Below are 18,537 nucleotides of genomic sequence, written 5' to 3' on the forward strand. Positions count from 1 at the left end.
GATTAACGGCGTAACCAGGCCGGAAGCCAGTCGCCATGCGCGGCGATCAGATCGTCAACCAACGCATAGATTTCTTCGATACCCAGCACCGCTGCGGTATGAGGGTCCATCATCGCCGCGTGATACACGCGATCGCGGTTTTCCGTGAGGATGGCTTCGGTCAACAGCGTTTGCACGTTGATGTTGGTCTGCATCATCGCCGCCAGATGGGAAGGGATCGTCCCCACCTTCGTCGGTTGAATGCCGTTGGCATCCACCAGACAAGCCACTTCCACGCAGCTTCCCTGCGGCAGGTTATCAATCAGCCCCTCGTTACGCACATTGCCGTAAATCACGCTCGGCTCGCCGGTCCACAGAGCGTTCATAATGGTGCTGGCGTACTCGCGGGACGGTTTGATGTCGATACGCTCGGCGGTTTTATACTCCTCCAGCTCTTTATGCCAGTTCGCCAGTTGTTCTACGCAGCGTTTCGGATATTCATCCAGCGGCACCTTGTAGCGCGCAATCAGATCCTCGCGTCCCGGTTTAATAAACCACGGCGTGTACTCGGCAAAATGCTCTGATGACTCAGTGACGAAGTAGCCCAACTTTTTGAACATCTCATAGCGCACGATGTTCTGGCAGCGTTCATTGCCGTGAATATTGGGCTTCGGCGCCTGTCCGGCGTCATAGGCCGCCAGCAATTCAGGATAGAGATTGACATAAGTCCCGTCAGCCGTTTTGCGCTCCAGTTCGAGGTAAAACGCCATGTGGTTAATGCCGGCGCAGCGGTAGCGCAGCGAGGTGGGATCGATATTCAGGTCGCGCGCCAGTTCTTCCGCCGTTCCCTGTACCGAATGGCACAGGCCGACCTGTTTGATATGCGGATAACGGGCATACATCGCCCAGGTATTCATCGCCATCGGGTTGACGTAATTGAGCATGGTGGCCTTCGGACAGACTTCCGTCATGTCTTCGCAAATCCGCCACAGATGCGGGATGGTCCGCAGCGCGCGCATGATGCCGCCCGGCCCCAGCGTATCGGCGATCGTCTGTTCCAGGCCATGACGCTTACAAACCTCAAAATCGGTCACGGTGCAGGGTTCATAGCCGCCAATCTGAAAGGCGACCACCACGAAATCCGCATCCTGTAGCGCCGCTTTCTGGTTGGTATGGCAGGTAATCCGGCCAGAAGCGCCCGCTGAGTCCATCAGTTTCCGTACCACAATGTGCGACTCTTCCAGCCGGGTTTCGTCAATATCCATCAGGGCGACATGCGCTGACTTTAGCGCCTCGCGGTGAAACACATCGCCGAGGATATTTTTGACGAAAATCGTAGAACCTGCGCCGATAAAGGTAATTTTGGGTGCCGTCATCATGACTCTCCAGAACAGTAGTGAACACCTTCATGGTGGCACGCGTTCCCGGTGAAAACCTCCGTCTTCCCCGATGAGCATTCCCGAAAACTCAGATCGTATGCTGGCGCGCGGGAGATCTGAGTTTTTGGGACAAAATGGCGTAAAAAGCAGAGTATTCGGCCTGATAGTCAGGCTACGCTCTACAATATCGACGGATTCTGTGTCCGGATTCCCGGTTTCCTCCCGGCTAAAGGGGCATAATTCTGATAATTCAGGAAATGGAGTCACGATGAGTACGCAAGCAATATCCCTCCTCCCGCCCGACCCGCACATGTGCAACGGCGATGAAAAGCAAACCCGTAGCCCGCTGTCGCTCTATTCCGAATATCAACGACTGGACGTTGAACTGAGGCCGCCGCACAGAATGGCCAGCAGTCACTGGCATGGACAAGTAGAAGTGAATGTTCCGTTTGACGGCGATGTGGAGTATTTAATCAACAATGAAGTCGTGCAGATAAAGCAGGGGCATATCACCCTGTTTTGGGCCTGTACGCCACACCAGCTTACCCGCCCCGGCAACTGCCGCCAGATGGCGATTTTCAGTTTGCCGATGCACCTGTTTCTCTCCTGGCCGCTGGATCGCGATCTTATCAACCACGTCACGCACGGGATGGTGGTTAAATCACTGGCGACCCAGCAGCTTAGCACCTTTGAAGTGTTGCGCTGGCAGCAGGAAACAAGCAGCCCGAATGAGCAAATTCGCCAGTTGGCGATCGATGAAATCGGCCTGATGCTTAAACGCTTTAGCCTTTCCGGCTGGCAGCCCATTTTGCTCAATAAAACATCACGCACCCACAAGAATAGCGTCTCACGCCATGCGCAGTTTTACGTAAGCCAGATGCTGGGATTTATTGCCGATAACTACGATCAGGCGCTAACCATTAACGACGTCGCGGAGCATGTCAAACTCAATGCTAACTACGCGATGGGGATATTCCAGCGGGTTATGCAATTGACGATGAAGCAGTACATCACGGCGATGCGCATCAATCACGTACGTGCCTTATTGAGTGATACTGACAAAACGATCCTCGATGTCGCTCTGACTGCCGGGTTCCGATCCAGCAGCCGTTTTTACAGTACTTTTAGCAAATTTGTCGGTATGTCGCCGCAACAATACCGCAAGCTAAGCCAGCAACGACGCCAGACGATGCCCGGCTAAAGCCGGATACCACTATCAGCCAAAAAAATAATTCACCTGTCGATAAACGGCGGGTGAAATCGCTCGCTATCAATAATTAACCCTTTGTTTATTAAATAATAATATCAATAACTGACCATTATTCCATCACTTTACACCCCCTATTTGACGGGGTAATACTTGCCCACGTCACATTCATACGGCGGGTCGGCAAGGCGTAAATTGCACGGCCTCCACAACCGGGTAAAAGATGATGAAAGTATTAATTGTTGAAAGTGAGTTTCTGCATCAGGACACCTGGGTTGGCAACGCGGTTGAGCGTCTGGCGGATGCCTTGAGCCAACAAAATGTTACCGTCATTAAATCGACATCCTTCGATGACGGCTATGCCATCTTGTCCGCGAACGAAGCCATTGACTGTCTGATGTTTAGCTACCAAATGGAACAACCGGATGAGCACCTGAGCGTCAGGCAATTGATCGGTAAGCTTCACGAGCGTCAGCAAAACGTGCCCGTTTTCCTGTTAGGCGACAGGGAAAAAGCGACGGCATCGCTGGACCGCGACCTGCTGGAGCTTGTCGATGAATTCGCCTGGATTCTGGAAGACACCGCTGACTTTATCGCCGGACGCGCCGTTGCCGCCATGACCCGGTATCGCCAGCAACTGTTACCGCCGCTGTTTAACGCGTTGATGAAATACAGCGACATTCATGAATATTCATGGGCGGCGCCGGGACACCAGGGCGGCGTCGGTTTCACTAAAACGCCTGCCGGTCGCTTTTATCACGATTATTATGGCGAAAACCTGTTCCGCAGCGATATGGGGATTGAGCGTACCACGCTCGGTTCACTCCTCGACCATACCGGCGCGTTTGGCGAAAGCGAGAAAAACGCCGCCCGCGTATTCGGTGCTGACCGCTCCTGGTCCGTGGTTGTCGGGACCTCCGGTTCTAACCGTACTATTATGCAGGCCTGTATGACGGATAATGATGTCGTTGTACTGGATCGTAACTGCCATAAATCCATCGAGCAGGGGCTGATCCTCACTGGGGCCAAACCGGTATATATGGTGCCAAGCCGTAACCGTTACGGCATTATCGGGCCAATCTACCCGCAGGAAATGCAGCCTGAAACCTTGCAGAAAAAAATCAGCGCCAGCCCACTGACCAAAACTAAAGCCGGACAGAAACCGTCTTACAGCGTAGTGACCAACTGTACCTATGACGGCGTATGCTATAACGCCAAAGAGGCGCAGGATCTGCTGGCAAAAACCAGCGATCGCATTCACTTCGACGAAGCATGGTACGGCTATGCGCGCTTCAACCCGATTTATTGCGATCACTACGCGATGCGCGGCGAGCCAGGCGACCATAACGGTCCGACCGTGTTTGCCACCCACTCCACGCACAAACTACTGAATGCGCTTTCACAAGCTTCCTACATTCACGTCCGTGAAGGCCGTGGCGCGGTGAATTTCTCCCGCTTCAACCAGGCATATATGATGCATGCCACCACCTCTCCGTTATATGCCATCTGCGCATCCAACGATGTGGCGGTATCGATGATGGACGGTAACAGCGGCCTGTCCCTGACTCAAGAGGTGATTGACGAAGCGGTTGATTTCCGTCAGGCGATGGCGCGTCTTTATAAAGAGTTTACCGATGAAGGCGACTGGTTCTTTAAACCGTGGAATAAAGACGTCGTCACCGATCCACAAACCGGTAAAACATATGACTTCGCCGACGCGCCGGCAAAACTGCTAGCCACCGACCAGAACTGCTGGGTCATGCGCCCCGGGGAAACCTGGCACGGCTTTAAAGACCTGCCGGATAACTGGAGTATGCTGGACCCGATTAAAGTCAGTATCCTGGCGCCGGGTATGGGCGACGATGGCGAACTGGAAGCATCCGGCGTACCCGCTGCGCTGGTCACAGCATGGCTTGGCCGCCACGGTATCGTGCCGACCCGCACCACCGACTTTCAGATTATGTTCCTGTTCTCTATGGGGGTAACTCGCGGGAAATGGGGAACGCTGATCAACACGCTGTGCTCCTTCAAACATCATTACGACGCTAATACGCCGCTGGCGCAGGTGATGCCGGAACTGGTGCAGGATTATCCTGACACTTACGCGAACATGGGTATTCATGACCTGGGCGATAAAATGTTTGCCTGGCTACGTAAAAATAACCCGGGCGCCCGTCTCAACGCCGCCTATTCCACCCTGCCGGTTGCGGAGATTACCCCGCGCGACGCCTACAACGCGATTGTGAACAACAATATTGAAATGGTGGCGATTGAAAATCTACCGGGTCGCATTGCGGCGAACTCCGTTATTCCTTACCCGCCAGGCATCCCGATGCTGCTCTCCGGCGAAAACTTTGGCGATGAAAACAGTCCGCAGGTGGGTTACTTACGCTCACTGCAATCTTGGGATCATCACTTCCCTGGCTTTGAGCATGAAACCGAAGGCACGGAAATTATTGATGGCGTATATCACGTTATGTGCGTGAAAGCCTAATCACAAAGAGTCTTTTTTTTGAGGATGGCATGTATTCCCTGAGTATTGCTGCAAAACAATAATACTGTCATACCTTTTTGCGCGGGCCCCATCCCGCGCTTTTTTTATACAAAAATGACAAGTTTCCACTCGCGTACAACTTTTTGTACACCCTAATTCATCGTACAAATATTGTAATATTATTCAGGAAAGTTATTTTAGTGCAGTTTCAATTCATCACACAATTGACTCAGTCCCCGTTATCTCTCCCGTTTGGCGAGATCCGGTATTTTATGTTCATATTCCAGGAGTTCGGGTATGAGGATTTGCAGCAACGAACCTTGCATAGTGTTATTAACCGAAAAAGATACATGGTTACGAGTAAATGGTAAGGAGCCAATCAGCTTAAAAGCGAATCATATGGCCATTCTGGCTTGTGAAAATAACGTTATTGACATTTCATCATTAAATAGCGTGCTAGTAATACAAGTGAGTCGCAATAATATTAAAGACTATTTACAATTCCTGAATAAAGATCTCTCACACCTTCCCGTCTGGCAACGCAACGCCGATCCCTTATTGACCGCCAACTGTCTGACGCCGGATATCTTCAGGGTCGCCGCCCGCTACAGCGCGATGGAAGCACCGGATGAAATTGTTAGTGAACGTACCCGTGCGCTCCTTTTCACCGTTTTATCCCGCTTTCTTGACCACAAAAAATTTATTTCTTTGTTAATGCACATGCTGCGCAGCCGCATCAGTGACAGCGTTTACCACATCATTCAGAGCGATATTCATAAAGACTGGAATCTGAGCGCCGTTGCCAGCTGCCTGTGCCTGAGTCCAAGCTTGTTAAAGAAAAAGCTCAAAAACGAGAATACCAGTTATAGCCAAATAATCACGACCTGCCGAATGCGTTATGCCGTAAACCAATTATTAATGGACGGAAAGAATATCTCTCAAGTCTCACAGCTGTGTGGGTATAACAGCACATCGTACTTTATTTCCGTGTTTAAAGAGTTTTATGGTATGACCCCCCTGCATTATGTTAGCCAACATCGGGAACGATCGGCTGCCTAATTTTTCTACACTCAACGATAAGACACGATAATAACAGCATTGGCGATAACCCGTCTCCGACATAATTCAGCGGCATTCTGAAGGGGTATGATACGACGTAATTTATCGTAACGAAGTCACCTTTTCAGGAGTCCAAATTATGTCTTCGGATGCTGATGCTCACAAAGTGGGCCTAATCCCCGTCACCTTAATGGTATCGGGGAATATTATGGGTTCAGGGGTATTCTTACTCCCTGCCAACCTGGCGGCCACTGGCGGGATTGCAATCTACGGATGGCTGGTCACTATCATCGGCGCCCTGGCGCTGTCGATGGTTTATGCCAAAATGTCGTCCTTAGATCCCAGTCCCGGCGGTTCTTATGCCTACGCACGCCGCTGCTTCGGGCCGTTTTTGGGCTATCAAACGAACGTGCTGTACTGGCTGGCATGCTGGATCGGTAATATCGCGATGGTCGTTATCGGCGTCGGCTATCTGAGCTATTTCTTCCCGATTCTGAAAGATCCGCTGGTATTAACGCTTACCTGCGTCGCGGTGCTGTGGATTTTTGTTCTGCTGAACATCGTCGGGCCGAAAATGATTACCCGCGTACAGGCCGTCGCCACCGTACTGGCGCTGGTGCCTATCGTAGGGATTGCGGTCTTCGGCTGGTTCTGGTTTAAAGGCGAAACCTATATGGCGGCCTGGAACGTGAGCGGCATGAATACCTTCGGCGCGATTCAAAGCACGTTGAACGTTACGCTGTGGTCATTCATCGGGGTAGAAAGCGCCTCCGTTGCGGCCGGTGTGGTCAAAAACCCGAAACGCAATGTGCCTATCGCCACCATCGGCGGGGTACTGATCGCCGCCGTCTGCTATGTGCTCTCCACAACGGCGATTATGGGGATGATCCCCAACGCGGCGCTGCGCGTGTCGGCATCGCCTTTCGGTGACGCGGCGCGTATGGCGCTGGGCGATACCGCAGGGGCTATTGTTTCCTTCTGTGCGGCAGCGGGTTGCCTGGGCTCTCTCGGCGGCTGGACGCTGCTTGCCGGTCAAACCGCAAAAGCGGCGGCGGACGATGGTCTCTTCCCGCCGATCTTCGCGCGGGTTAATAAAGCCGGTACGCCAGTGGCTGGGTTGCTTATCGTCGGCGTGCTGATGACTATCTTCCAGTTCAGCAGTATGTCGCCGAACGCCGCGAAAGAGTTTGGTCTGGTCTCCTCCGTGTCGGTTATCTTCACCCTGGTGCCTTATCTTTACACCTGTGCCGCGCTGTTGCTGTTAGGCCACGGTCACTTTGGTAAAGCGCGCCCGCTGTATCTGCTGATTACCTTCGTCGCGTTTGTGTATTGCATCTGGGCGGTCATCGGTTCCGGCGCCAAAGAAGTGATGTGGTCGTTCGTCACGTTGATGGTGATCACCGCGCTGTATGCGTTGAATTACAACCGTATTCACAAAAACCCGTATCCGCTGGATGCGCCGGTTAAACAGGATTGACCACGTGTAGTTAATGTTATCGCAACAGGCCGGATAGCGCAGGTTATCCGGCCGCCACCAACATTAAGTTCTTAAGGTTCACTTAATTTTACTTTGTCACGATTAGCGTCACCGAATCGATGGACGCATCAACATGTTAAAGCGCTTTCTTAAAAGACCTGTTCTTGGGCAAATCGCCTGGCTTCTGCTTTTTTCCTTTTATATTGCCGTCTGCCTGAACATTGCGTTCTACAAGCAGGTACTACAAGACCTACCGTTAAACTCGCTGCGCAATGTACTGGTGTTTATTTCCATGCCGGTCGTCGCGTTTAGCGTGGTCAATAGTGTGCTGACGCTGGCCTCATTTATTTGGCTAAACCGACCGCTGGCCTGCGTTTTTATTCTGGTCGGCGCTGCCGCGCAGTATTTTATTTTGACTTACGGCATCATCATCGATCGTTCCATGATCGCCAATATGATGGATACCACGCCCGCGGAAACCTTTGCGCTGATGACGCCGCAAATGGTGCTGACGCTGGGATTAAGCGGCGTTCTGGCAGCCGTGATTGCCTTCTGGGTCAAAATCCGTCCGGCGACGCCGCGCTTACGTAGCGGGCTTTACCGCCTGGTCAGCGTCCTGATCTCTATTTTATTAGTTATTCTGGTCGCCGCCTTTTTCTATAAAGATTACGCCTCGCTATTTCGAAATAATAAACAGTTGATCAAAGCGTTAAGCCCATCGAACAGTATTGTCGCCAGTTGGTCATGGTATTCGCATCAACGGCTGGCGAATTTGCCGCTGGTACGCATTGGCGAGGATGCCCATCGCAATCCATTAATGCTGAAAAGCGATCGCAAAAACCTGACGATTCTCATCGTTGGCGAAACCTCGCGCGGCGATGATTTCTCTCTTGGCGGCTATCCGCGCGACACCAATCCGCGGCTGGCGAAAGACGATGTGATCTATTTCCCGCATACCACCTCTTGCGGTACGGCGACCGCGATCTCCGTTCCCTGCATGTTTTCTGATATGCCGCGCAAACATTATGACGAAGAGCTGGCGCATCACCAGGAAGGGCTGCTGGATATTATCCAGCGCGCGGGGATTAACGTACTGTGGAATGATAATGACGGCGGCTGTAAAGGCGCATGCGATCGCGTTCCGCATCAAAATGTCACCGAGCTAAACCTGCCCGGACAATGTATCGACGGCGAGTGCTACGATGAAGTGTTATTTCACGGTCTGGAAGACTATATCGACCATTTGAAAGGCGATGGCGTTATTGTATTACATACCATCGGCAGCCACGGCCCAACCTATTACAACCGTTATCCACCGCAGTTTAAAAAATTTACCCCAACCTGTGACACTAACGAAATTCAGAACTGTTCCCAACAGCAGTTGATCAACACCTATGATAATACCGTGCTGTACGTGGACTATATTGTAGATAAAGCCATTAACCTGCTGAAATCTCATCAGGATAAATTCACCACCAGCCTGGTCTATCTTTCCGATCACGGCGAATCATTGGGTGAAAATGGCGTTTATTTACACGGTCTGCCGTATTCCATTGCGCCGGATACGCAAAAACATGTCCCGATGCTCATTTGGCTTTCTAAAGATTATCAACAGCGTTATCAGGTGGATCAGGCCTGCCTGCAAAAACGGGCGAGCACGCTGGATTATTCACAGGACAATCTTTTCTCAACCATGCTGGGATTAACCGGCGTACAAACGACGTATTACCAGGCCGCAGATGATATTCTGCAACCGTGCAGGAGACTAAGCGAATGAAGATACTGATTGTTGAAGACGACACGCTATTATTACAGGGGTTAATACTCGCCGCGCAAACCGAAGGCTATGCGTGTGATGGCGTTTCGACAGCGCGTGCCGCCGAGCATAGTCTGGAGTCTGGTCATTACAGTCTGATGGTGCTGGATTTAGGGCTGCCCGATGAGGATGGCCTGCATTTCCTGACGCGAATCCGACAGAAAAAATATACCCTGCCGGTACTCATTCTGACCGCCCGCGATACGCTCAATGACCGCATTACCGGGCTGGATGTCGGCGCAGATGATTATCTGGTTAAACCCTTCGCCCTGGAGGAGTTGCACGCCCGCATCCGCGCGCTGCTGCGCCGCCATAATAACCAGGGTGAAAGTGAACTGACGGTTGGCAATCTGACGCTCAATATAGGCCGTCATCAGGCATGGAGGGATGGACAGGAACTGACCCTGACGCCTAAGGAGTACGCGTTGCTCTCACGGTTGATGCTCAAGGCAGGCAGTCCGGTGCACCGGGAAATTCTTTATAACGATATCTACAACTGGGATAACGAACCCTCGACCAACACTCTGGAAGTGCATATACATAATTTGCGCGACAAAGTCGGCAAGTCGCGCATTCGCACGGTTCGCGGGTTTGGCTACATGCTGGTTGCCACTGAGGAAAGCTAAGTGAGCCTGATGCGTTTTCAGCGAAGAGCGATGACCCTTCGCCAGCGTTTAATGCTGACAATTGGTCTTATTCTGCTGGTGTTCCAGTTAATCAGTACCTTCTGGTTATGGCATGAAAGCACTGAGCAAATCCAATTGTTCGAGCAGGCGCTGCGGGATAATCGCAACAACGATCGCCATATCATGCACGAAATTCGCGAGGCGGTCGCCAGCCTGATCGTCCCCGGCGTATTTATGGTTAGCCTGACGCTGCTAATTTGTTACCAGGCGGTACGGCGTATTACCCGTCCGCTCGCCGAACTGCAAAAAGAGCTGGAAGCGCGGACGGCGGATAATCTGGCGCCGATCGCCATTCACAGCTCCACGCTTGAGATTGAGTCCGTCGTCTCGGCGATCAATCAACTGGTTACGCGTTTGACCACCACGCTCGACAATGAACGCCTTTTTACCGCCGATGTGGCCCATGAGCTACGCACGCCGCTGTCGGGGGTGCGTTTGCATCTGGAATTATTGTCAAAAACCCACAATGTTGATGTCGCGCCGCTTATCGCCCGTCTTGACCAGATGATGGATAGCGTCTCCCAGCTTCTGCAACTGGCGCGCGTGGGCCAGTCATTCTCTTCCGGGAATTATCAGGAAGTAAAACTGCTGGAAGATGTGATCCTCCCCTCCTACGATGAGCTGAACACCATGCTGGAAACGCGCCAGCAAACTCTGTTGCTGCCGGAAAGTGCGGCGGACGTGGTAGTGCGCGGTGACGCGACGTTACTGCGTATGCTGCTGCGAAATCTGGTGGAAAACGCGCATCGCTATAGCCCTGAAGGAACCCATATCACTATCCACATTAGCGCCGACCCCGACGCTATTATGGCGGTCGAAGACGAGGGGCCGGGTATTGATGAAAGCAAATGCGGGAAGCTAAGCGAAGCGTTCGTGCGGATGGACAGCCGTTATGGCGGAATTGGCCTGGGGCTGAGTATCGTCAGCCGCATCACCCAGCTACATCAGGGACAGTTTTTCCTGCAAAACCGTACGGAAAGAACAGGCACCCGTGCCTGGGTGCTGTTGAAAAAGGCATAACAGGCGTTTAATACGTCGTGACCCACACATAGATAAAACTGCTGACAATCAGCACACTACACAGGGTCGTCAAACTTTTATAAATATAGCTTTTCATGACGCTCTCCTCCAAAGGTATGGAGGAGAGTATGCCCGCGAGAGATTAAGCGAACCTTAAGCGCGAAATTTATTCATCGATACGCGGATGTTGCTGTACCAGACGCGAACGTTTGACCTGCAGCTCCGCAATTTCCTGATCGATGTCGTCGATTTTCTGCTCAATATTATCGTAATGCTCGCCCAGAATTTCCTTCGCTTCCTGGATGTCCGACGCCGCTGGCGTTGCGCCTTTTAACGGACGATTGGCCGTCTCTTTCATGGAAATACCGGTAATCAAGCCTATCACCGCGATGACCATCAAATAATACGCCGGCATCATCAGATCCTGCGAGCTTTCCACCAGCCAGGCCGCCAGCGTTGGCGTCAGACCGGCAATCAATACAGAGATATTAAAAGCCGCCGCCAGCGCGCTGTAACGAATATGCGTCGGAAACATCGCCGGCAATGTCGAGGCCATCACCCCGGTAAAGCAGTTCAGAATCACCGCCAGCATCAACAAACCGGCAAAAATCAGGCCAATAACGTTACTGTTAATCAGGATGAAGGCCGGGATCGCCAGCGCGAACAGCGCAATGCTGCCCATAATCACAAATGGACGTCGACCGAAACGGTCGCTCAGCAGCCCCATCACCGGCTGCACAAACAGCATCCCGATCATAATGGCGATGATAATCAACACGCCGTGATCTTCAGAATAGTGCAGGTTATGCGACAGGTAGCTCGGCATGTAGGTGAGCAGCATGTAGTAGGTCACGTTGGTGGCAATCACCAGACCGATACATGACAACAGGCTACGCCAGTGTTTGGTGGCAATCTCTTTAAAGGAGACTTTCGGCCCATCCTGCAACCCTTCGCGGTCGCCCTGCTCCAGTTTATCCACGTGCTGCTGAAACGCTGGCGTCTCCTCCAGCGCATGGCGTAAGTAGAGACCAATAATCCCCAATGGCAGGGCGATAAAGAACGGAATACGCCAGCCCCACTCAAGGAAATTCTCCTCGCCGACAATCGTCGAGATCAAGACCACCACGCCCGCGCCCAGCACGAACCCGGCGATGGAACCAAAATCCAGCCAGCTTCCCATAAATCCGCGTTTACGATCCGGCGAATATTCCGCGACAAAGATCGACGCGCCGGTATATTCCCCGCCAACCGAGAAGCCCTGCGCCATTTTACACAGCAACAACAGTATTGGCGCCCAGATACCGATCGTCGCGTAAGAGGGGATTAACCCGATACAGAAGGTACTGATCGACATAATCACAATCGTGATCGCCAGGATCTTCTGGCGCCCGTATTTATCGCCGAGCATACCAAAGAATAACCCGCCGAGCGGACGAATCAGGAAGGGAACGGAAAACGTGGCCAGCGCGGCAATCATTTGAACGCTGGGATCGGCGCCGGGGAAAAAGACTTTACCCAACGCGTAGGCAACAAATCCATAAACACCAAAATCAAACCACTCCATCGCGTTGCCCAGCGAGGCGGCGGTAATCGCTTTGCGAAGTTTACCGTCATCAATGATGGTCACATCGCCCAGTGTAATCGGTTTTATTTTTTTCCTTTTCAGCATAGCTGTCCTCATAGGCTAAGCCCTGTAGCGCTATATACGGCGGGCACTGGCATACCGCGCCAGCGTCGCCGTCGAGCGGAGGGAGGGGCGCGAACGCTATCCCTCATACAAGCGTAGCAGGTTTACTTACACTGTCCGGTTACGGACTGTACAACCGAACCTGTTGACGCCTGAATGGGCAGTTAATGACCTTTTTACCCTAACAGGGTTTAAATATGTGATCAACTTCACACATATATGTCAATTCGGTCAAAAGGTGTAAACAAGGACGCCCTAATGCGCTGTGGTGACAGTAAAAAAGCGGTTATTCGAGTGTAAACCATTGCTGACTGGCGTGGCGCAGACCCTTTTATAAAAGCGGCAATAGTCCCGACAACGCTAAGGATTTTGTGTATAATTGCGGCCTTTTTCGGCGATCTGCCATTTTTGGGCGCGTTTGCCCCCGCTGACTTTTTGAGGATACCAACATGTCATTACCCCACTGCCCGCAATGTAACTCCGAATATACCTACGAAGATAACGGCATGTTCATCTGCCCGGAATGCGCTCACGAATGGAACGATGCGGAACCCGCTCAGGAGAGCGATGAGCTGATTGTCAAAGACGCCAACGGCAACCTGCTGGCAGAAGGCGATAGCGTCACCATCGTGAAAGATCTGAAAGTAAAAGGCAGCTCTTCCATGCTGAAAATCGGCACCAAAGTGAAGAACATTCGTCTGGTTGAAGGCGACCATAACATCGACTGCAAAATCGATGGTTTTGGCCCGATGAAACTGAAATCAGAGTTCGTGAAAAAGAACTGATTTACCGCGTCATTGCCCGGTAGCGCCTTGCTTACCGGGCCTGAGCGGCCCTGCCACCGACAATATTGTGCCAATTTCGAACTACACTTAACGAGCATCTCTTACCTGAGGTAACCATCATGCCGTTAAGTCCCTATCTCTCTTTTGCCGGCAACTGTGCCGACGCCATCGCGTATTATCAACAAACGTTAGGCGCAGAACTGCTTTATAAACTCAGCTTCGGTGAAATGCCCCCCTCGGCGGCGGATAACGAAGAGGGCTGCCCGTCAGGAATGCGCTTTCCCGATACTGCTATCGCCCACGCCAACATGCGTATTGCCGGCAGCGATATCATGATGAGTGATGCCAGCCCGTCGGGAACGGCGCATTATTCCGGCTTTACGCTGGTGCTTGATACCCAGGATGTAGCAGAAGGGAAGCGCTGGTTTGATAACCTTGCCGCACAAGGGCAAATCGAAATGGACTGGCAGGAGACCTTCTGGGCGCAGGGTTTCGGCAAGGTCAGCGATCGTTTCGGTGTGCCGTGGATGATTAACGTGGTTAAACATCAGCCTGCCACCTAACTCCCCGGGAGGCTCGCCCTCCCCCTTGCCATCAGAGTGATCTTTGGCTGCACGTTATCCGCCGTTTAACTGCCATAGAATAAATAATGACGGTAGTTTGCTACAGTCTGTCGAAAGATGGTTGATCCTGATGAAGCGTCGGGAGGACATTATGCCAGTCTGTGAATTACGCCACGCGACAACAGAGGATACCGATTCTGTTTACGCGCTTATCTGTGAGTTACTTAAAAATGAGCTTGATTATCAGGCTTTCAGGGATGGGTTCGCCGCTAATTTACTGGACCCCAACTTTCATTATCGTTTAGCGCTGCGTAACGGAGAGGTAGTCGGCATGATCAGCCTGCATATGCAGTTTCATCTCCATCATGCCAACTGGATTGGCGAAATTCAGGAGCTGGTGGTATTACCGCCGATGCGGGGACAAAAAATTGGCAGTCAGCTTCTGGCCTGGGCAGAAGAAGAAGCACGTCAGGCGGGCGCCGAGCTAACGGAGCTTTCCACAAATATTAAACGCCGCGATGCACACCGTTTTTATCTTCGCGAAGGTTACAAGCAAAGTCATTTCCGGTTTACCAAAGCATTGTGATCTGGCAGCCGTCATCAGGAGATAAGGCATAACGTAATCAGCCGTCACCGGGTGAAGTAGCGGAGCCATCTCAATTCTACTGTCGGCAAGCCTGGATAAAGGTTAAACGGGCTGACTCGCTTCTTTAGCAAAAATGGCCCTTTTAAGTTGTAGAAATGTAAATTTATTGTCAACGAACTACACTTTTCTCTTTGGCATCACCGGGAGGGTTGCCTGAAAATCCCGGGATGAGGTTTTCTTAGAAGGACAGTGACGTTATGTTCGCAGCAATCATTATCGGTATTTTTATTATCAGCGTCATTTATGCGCATTCACGCGGTGTGGAAAAACAAAAACTTTCCCGTCAACTCTTTGACCACTCGACGTTTATGGCGCCGATCAATATGTTCATGACTCGCTTCTCAACGTTACCGGCAAAGCAGCCGTACTTTGATACCACGGCATTTCCAGAGCTGCAGAAGCTGACGGAAAACTGGCAGGTGATTCGTGAAGAGGCGCTACGGCTTCAGCATCACATAAAAGCCGCGCAGGCCAATAACGACGCCGGATTCAACACCTTTTTCAAGCGCGGCTGGAAACGGTTTTACCTTAAATGGTATTCCGATGCCCACCCGTCGGCGGAAACGTTATGCCCGATAACGACAAAGCTGGTCAACAGCATCCCCTCTATTAAAGCGGCGATGTTCGCCGAGTTGCCTCCCGGGGCCTATCTGGGAAAACATCGCGACCCCTATGCCGGTTCAGTACGTTACCATCTTGGATTAAGCACACCGAATGACGACCGCTGTTTTATTGAAGTTGATCGACAGCGCCATAGCTGGCGCGACGGCAAAGCCGTCATCTTCGACGAAACCTACGTTCATTGGGCGGAAAATAAAACTGAACAGACGCGTATTATCCTCTTTTGCGATATTGAGCGCCCAATGAAATGGCGCTGGGCGCAGAGCGTAAACCACTGGGTCGGCGCATCGTTGATGTCCGCCGCCAGTTCGCCAAACGACGAGAACGATCGCACCGGTGCGATTAATCGCATCTTTAAATACGTTCACGCAGCACGCGATGCCGGGCAACGTCTGAAAAAGAAAAACCGCACTCTCTATTACGCGCTGAAATATCTCGTTATTGCTGCTATTTTTGCCGCGATAATCCTTTTCAGCCTCCTCTGAAGCCGGGCCGCGGTATGGAACTGCCTGCCGCGGCCTGTTCTATCCTGGCGTTAGTCTCAAAGCGTTCCCTGGCCTTGAGTCTATCCATCCGGATAATTTCCACTTCAGGCAGAGCAGATTGCCGGATAGCGGCTCCGCCTTATCTGGCCTGCGCTCCGCGTTTCTCCCCATAATAAATGTCATGCGGTATTTTCTTTCGACACGTCAAAACTGACGATAGCCTGTTTTTCGTCAGGGTTTTGAGCAAAATTCGCCCGTAATATCAGGGAAAGCCCATACTAAAAAAGTGGCATAAAACATGCATACTGAGGGCGACAGCGCGTATGCGCGATTTGATTAACTGGAGCGAAACCGATGAAAAAAGTCGTCACGGTTTGCCCGTATTGCGCATCAGGTTGCAAAATCAATCTGGTGGTCGATAACGGCAAAATCGTCCGGGCTGAGGCGGCGCAGGGGAAAACCAACCAGGGTACCCTGTGTCTGAAGGGCTACTACGGCTGGGATTTTATTAATGATACCCAGATCCTGACCCCGCGCCTGAAAACCCCAATGATCCGTCGCCAGCGTGGCGGCAAACTGGAATCTGTTTCCTGGGATGAAGCGCTCAATTACGTCGCTGAACGTTTGAGCGCCATCAAAGCGAAGTACGGTCCGGATGCAATCCAGACAACCGGCTCCTCTCGCGGTACCGGAAATGAAACCAACTATGTAATGCAAAAATTCGCACGCGCCGTTATTGGTACCAATAACGTTGACTGCTGCGCTCGCGTCTGACACGGCCCATCGGTTGCAGGTCTGCACCAATCGGTCGGTAACGGCGCAATGAGTAATGCGATTAACGAAATTGATAACACTGATTTAGTGTTCGTCTTCGGGTATAACCCGGCGGATTCCCACCCTATCGTGGCGAATCATGTAATTAACGCTAAACGCAACGGGGCGAAAATTATCGTCTGCGATCCGCGCAAAATTGAAACCGCGCGCATCGCTGACATGCATATCGCGTTGAAAAACGGCTCGAATATCGCGCTGCTCAACGCCATGGGGCATGTCATTATTGAAGAAAACCTGTACGACAAAGCGTTTGTCGCCAGCCGTACCGAAGGTTTTGAAGAGTACAGTAAGATTGTCGAAGGCTATACGCCGGAGTCCGTCGAAGAGATCACTGGCGTGAGCGCACAGGAAATTCGTCAGGCGGCGCGGATGTATGCCAGCGCGAAAAGCGCAGCGATCTTGTGGGGTATGGGCGTCACGCAGTTCTATCAGGGTGTGGAAACCGTGCGTTCACTGACCAGCCTCGCGATGCTGACCGGCAACCTCGGCAAGCCAAGCGCGGGCGTTAACCCGGTTCGCGGCCAGAACAACGTTCAGGGCGCGTGCGATATGGGCGCGCTCCCGGATACTTATCCGGGCTACCAGTACGTTAAGTTCCCGGAAAACCGCGAGAAGTTCGCTAAAGCCTGGGGCGTAGAAAGTCTGCCTGCGCATACCGGCTATCGCATCAGCGAGCTGCCGCACCGTGCGGCGCATGGCGAAGTGCGCGCGGCGTACATTATGGGTGAAGATCCGCTGCAAACCGATGCGGAACTCTCTGCAGTACGTAAAGCGTTTGAGGATCTGGAACTGGTCATCGTGCAGGATATCTTCATGACCAAAACCGCGTCGGCGGCGGATGTGATTTTACCCTCCACCTCCTGGGGCGAGCATGAAGGCGTCTTCTCTGCGGCTGACCGTGGCTTCCAGCGCTTCTTTAAAGCCGTTGAACCGAAGTGGGACCTGAAAACCGACTGGCAGATTATCAGTGAAATCGCCACCCGGATGGGCTATCCGATGCACTACAACAATACCCAGGAAATCTGGGATGAGTTGCGTCATCTGTGCCCGGATTTCTACGGCGCCACTTACGAGAAGATGGGCGAACTGGGCTATATCCAGTGGCCATGCCGCGACACGTCGGATGCCGATCAGGGAACCTCGTACCTCTTTAAAGAGAAGTTCGATACCCCCAACGGTCTGGCGCAGTTCTTCACCTGCGACTGGGTAGCGCCTATCGATAAACTCACCGAAGAGTACCCGATGGTACTGTCGACGGTGCGCGAAGTCGGCCACTACTCCTGCCGCTCAATGACCGGTAACTGTGCGGCGCTGGCCGCGCTGGCCGATGAACCGGGCTATGCGCAAATCAATACCGCCGACGCCGCGCGTCTGGGCATTGAAGATGAAGCGCTGGTGTGGGTTCATTCGCGCAAAGGCAAAATCATCACCCGCGCGCAGGTCAGCGATCGCCCAAACAAAGGGGCGATTTACATGACCTACCAGTGGTGGATTGGCGCCTGTAACGAGCTGGTGACTGAAAACCTCAGCCCGATTACCAAAACGCCGGAGTACAAATACTGCGCCGTACGCGTTGAGCCGATCGCCGATCAGCGAGCCGCCGAGCAGTATGTGATTGATGAGTACAACAAGCTGAAAACCCGCCTGCGCGAAAGCGCAATGGGTTGATCTGCCGGATGGCGGCATCAGAATGCTTTATTCGGCCTGCGTCTACTGTAGGCCTGATTAGATGCATTAGCATCGCCATCAGGCATTTTCCCTATAACAGCCTCCGCCCGGAGGCTGTTTTTTTATCCATA

15 protein-coding genes are annotated in these 18,537 nt (G+C 52.2%); 12 read left to right on the plus strand and 3 right to left on the minus strand.

Annotation, left to right across the window (positions count from 1 at the left end):
• Positions 1 to 2: 2 nt before the first annotated feature.
• Entirely contained in the window at positions 3 to 1,358 is a 1,356-nt protein-coding gene (melA, locus tag J1G48_RS20445; protein ID WP_001520868.1) for an alpha-galactosidase, read from the minus strand.
• A gap of 268 nt (positions 1,359 to 1,626) precedes the next feature.
• On the opposite strand from melA, the gene melR reads away from it, so the two are divergent.
• The 7 genes from melR to pmrB all read left to right on the plus strand — a co-directional run bounded on the left by melR (position 1,627) and on the right by pmrB (position 11,117).
• The gene (melR, locus tag J1G48_RS20450; protein ID WP_000106992.1) at positions 1,627 to 2,559 is read left to right on the plus strand and encodes a transcriptional regulator MelR; all 933 of its coding nucleotides are present in this window, start codon (positions 1,627 to 1,629) and stop codon (positions 2,557 to 2,559) included.
• Positions 2,560 to 2,791: 232 nt separating this feature from the next.
• Positions 2,792 to 5,059 (plus strand): arginine decarboxylase, encoded by a 2,268-nt coding sequence (gene adiA / locus J1G48_RS20455; RefSeq protein ID WP_001669297.1) that lies wholly within the window; start codon positions 2,792 to 2,794, stop codon positions 5,057 to 5,059.
• A 297-nt stretch (positions 5,060 to 5,356) separates the two neighbouring features.
• A complete protein-coding gene (locus J1G48_RS20460) occupies positions 5,357 to 6,118 on the plus strand; it encodes an AraC family transcriptional regulator (RefSeq protein WP_001217074.1) in 762 nt (253 codons plus the stop codon).
• Between the two features lie 139 nt (positions 6,119 to 6,257).
• Positions 6,258 to 7,595: an arginine/agmatine antiporter gene (adiC, locus tag J1G48_RS20465; protein ID WP_000093130.1), complete on the plus strand. Its 1,338-nt coding sequence runs from the start codon at positions 6,258 to 6,260 to the stop codon at positions 7,593 to 7,595.
• Positions 7,596 to 7,728: 133 nt separating this feature from the next.
• Positions 7,729 to 9,372, plus strand: a complete 1,644-nt coding sequence (gene eptA, locus J1G48_RS20470; RefSeq protein ID WP_000919304.1) for a phosphoethanolamine transferase EptA — start codon at positions 7,729 to 7,731, stop codon at positions 9,370 to 9,372.
• Positions 9,369 to 10,037, plus strand: coding sequence for a two-component system response regulator PmrA (pmrA, locus tag J1G48_RS20475; RefSeq protein ID WP_000697899.1), 669 nt, complete (start codon positions 9,369 to 9,371; stop codon positions 10,035 to 10,037). Before eptA ends, pmrA begins: the two co-directional genes overlap by 4 nt.
• A gap of 9 nt (positions 10,038 to 10,046) precedes the next feature.
• The gene (gene pmrB / locus J1G48_RS20480; protein ID WP_001212189.1) at positions 10,047 to 11,117 is read left to right on the plus strand and encodes a two-component system sensor histidine kinase PmrB; all 1,071 of its coding nucleotides are present in this window, start codon (positions 10,047 to 10,049) and stop codon (positions 11,115 to 11,117) included.
• Positions 11,118 to 11,124: 7 nt separating this feature from the next.
• Here the strand turns inward: pmrB and pmrR are convergent, their stop codons facing one another.
• Both pmrR and proP read right to left on the minus strand, forming a co-directional pair.
• Positions 11,125 to 11,214: an LpxT activity modulator PmrR gene (gene pmrR, locus J1G48_RS20485; protein ID WP_000844399.1), complete on the minus strand. Its 90-nt coding sequence runs from the start codon at positions 11,212 to 11,214 to the stop codon at positions 11,125 to 11,127.
• Between the two features lie 69 nt (positions 11,215 to 11,283).
• Entirely contained in the window at positions 11,284 to 12,786 is a 1,503-nt protein-coding gene (gene proP, locus J1G48_RS20490) for a glycine betaine/L-proline transporter ProP (protein WP_000919710.1), read from the minus strand.
• Between the two features lie 467 nt (positions 12,787 to 13,253).
• Between proP and J1G48_RS20495 the strand changes: the two genes are divergently transcribed.
• The 5 genes from J1G48_RS20495 (at position 13,254) to J1G48_RS20515 (ending at position 18,406) form a co-directional block, all read left to right on the plus strand.
• Positions 13,254 to 13,589: a zinc ribbon domain-containing protein YjdM gene (locus J1G48_RS20495; RefSeq protein WP_000056484.1), complete on the plus strand. Its 336-nt coding sequence runs from the start codon at positions 13,254 to 13,256 to the stop codon at positions 13,587 to 13,589.
• A gap of 119 nt (positions 13,590 to 13,708) precedes the next feature.
• Positions 13,709 to 14,152: a VOC family metalloprotein YjdN gene (yjdN, locus tag J1G48_RS20500; protein ID WP_001131305.1), complete on the plus strand. Its 444-nt coding sequence runs from the start codon at positions 13,709 to 13,711 to the stop codon at positions 14,150 to 14,152.
• A 151-nt stretch (positions 14,153 to 14,303) separates the two neighbouring features.
• A complete protein-coding gene (phnO, locus tag J1G48_RS20505; protein WP_001576546.1) occupies positions 14,304 to 14,738 on the plus strand; it encodes an aminoalkylphosphonate N-acetyltransferase in 435 nt (144 codons plus the stop codon).
• A 257-nt stretch (positions 14,739 to 14,995) separates the two neighbouring features.
• Entirely contained in the window at positions 14,996 to 15,904 is a 909-nt protein-coding gene (gene lpxO / locus J1G48_RS20510) for a lipid A hydroxylase LpxO (RefSeq protein WP_000457031.1), read from the plus strand.
• A gap of 354 nt (positions 15,905 to 16,258) precedes the next feature.
• Entirely contained in the window at positions 16,259 to 18,406 is a 2,148-nt protein-coding gene (locus J1G48_RS20515; RefSeq protein ID WP_011233236.1) for a formate dehydrogenase H subunit alpha, selenocysteine-containing, read from the plus strand.
• Positions 18,407 to 18,537: the final 131 nt, after the last annotated feature.

This window comes from Salmonella sp. SAL-020, from assembly GCF_017372215.1.
Lineage (GTDB): Bacteria > Pseudomonadota > Gammaproteobacteria > Enterobacterales > Enterobacteriaceae > Salmonella > Salmonella enterica.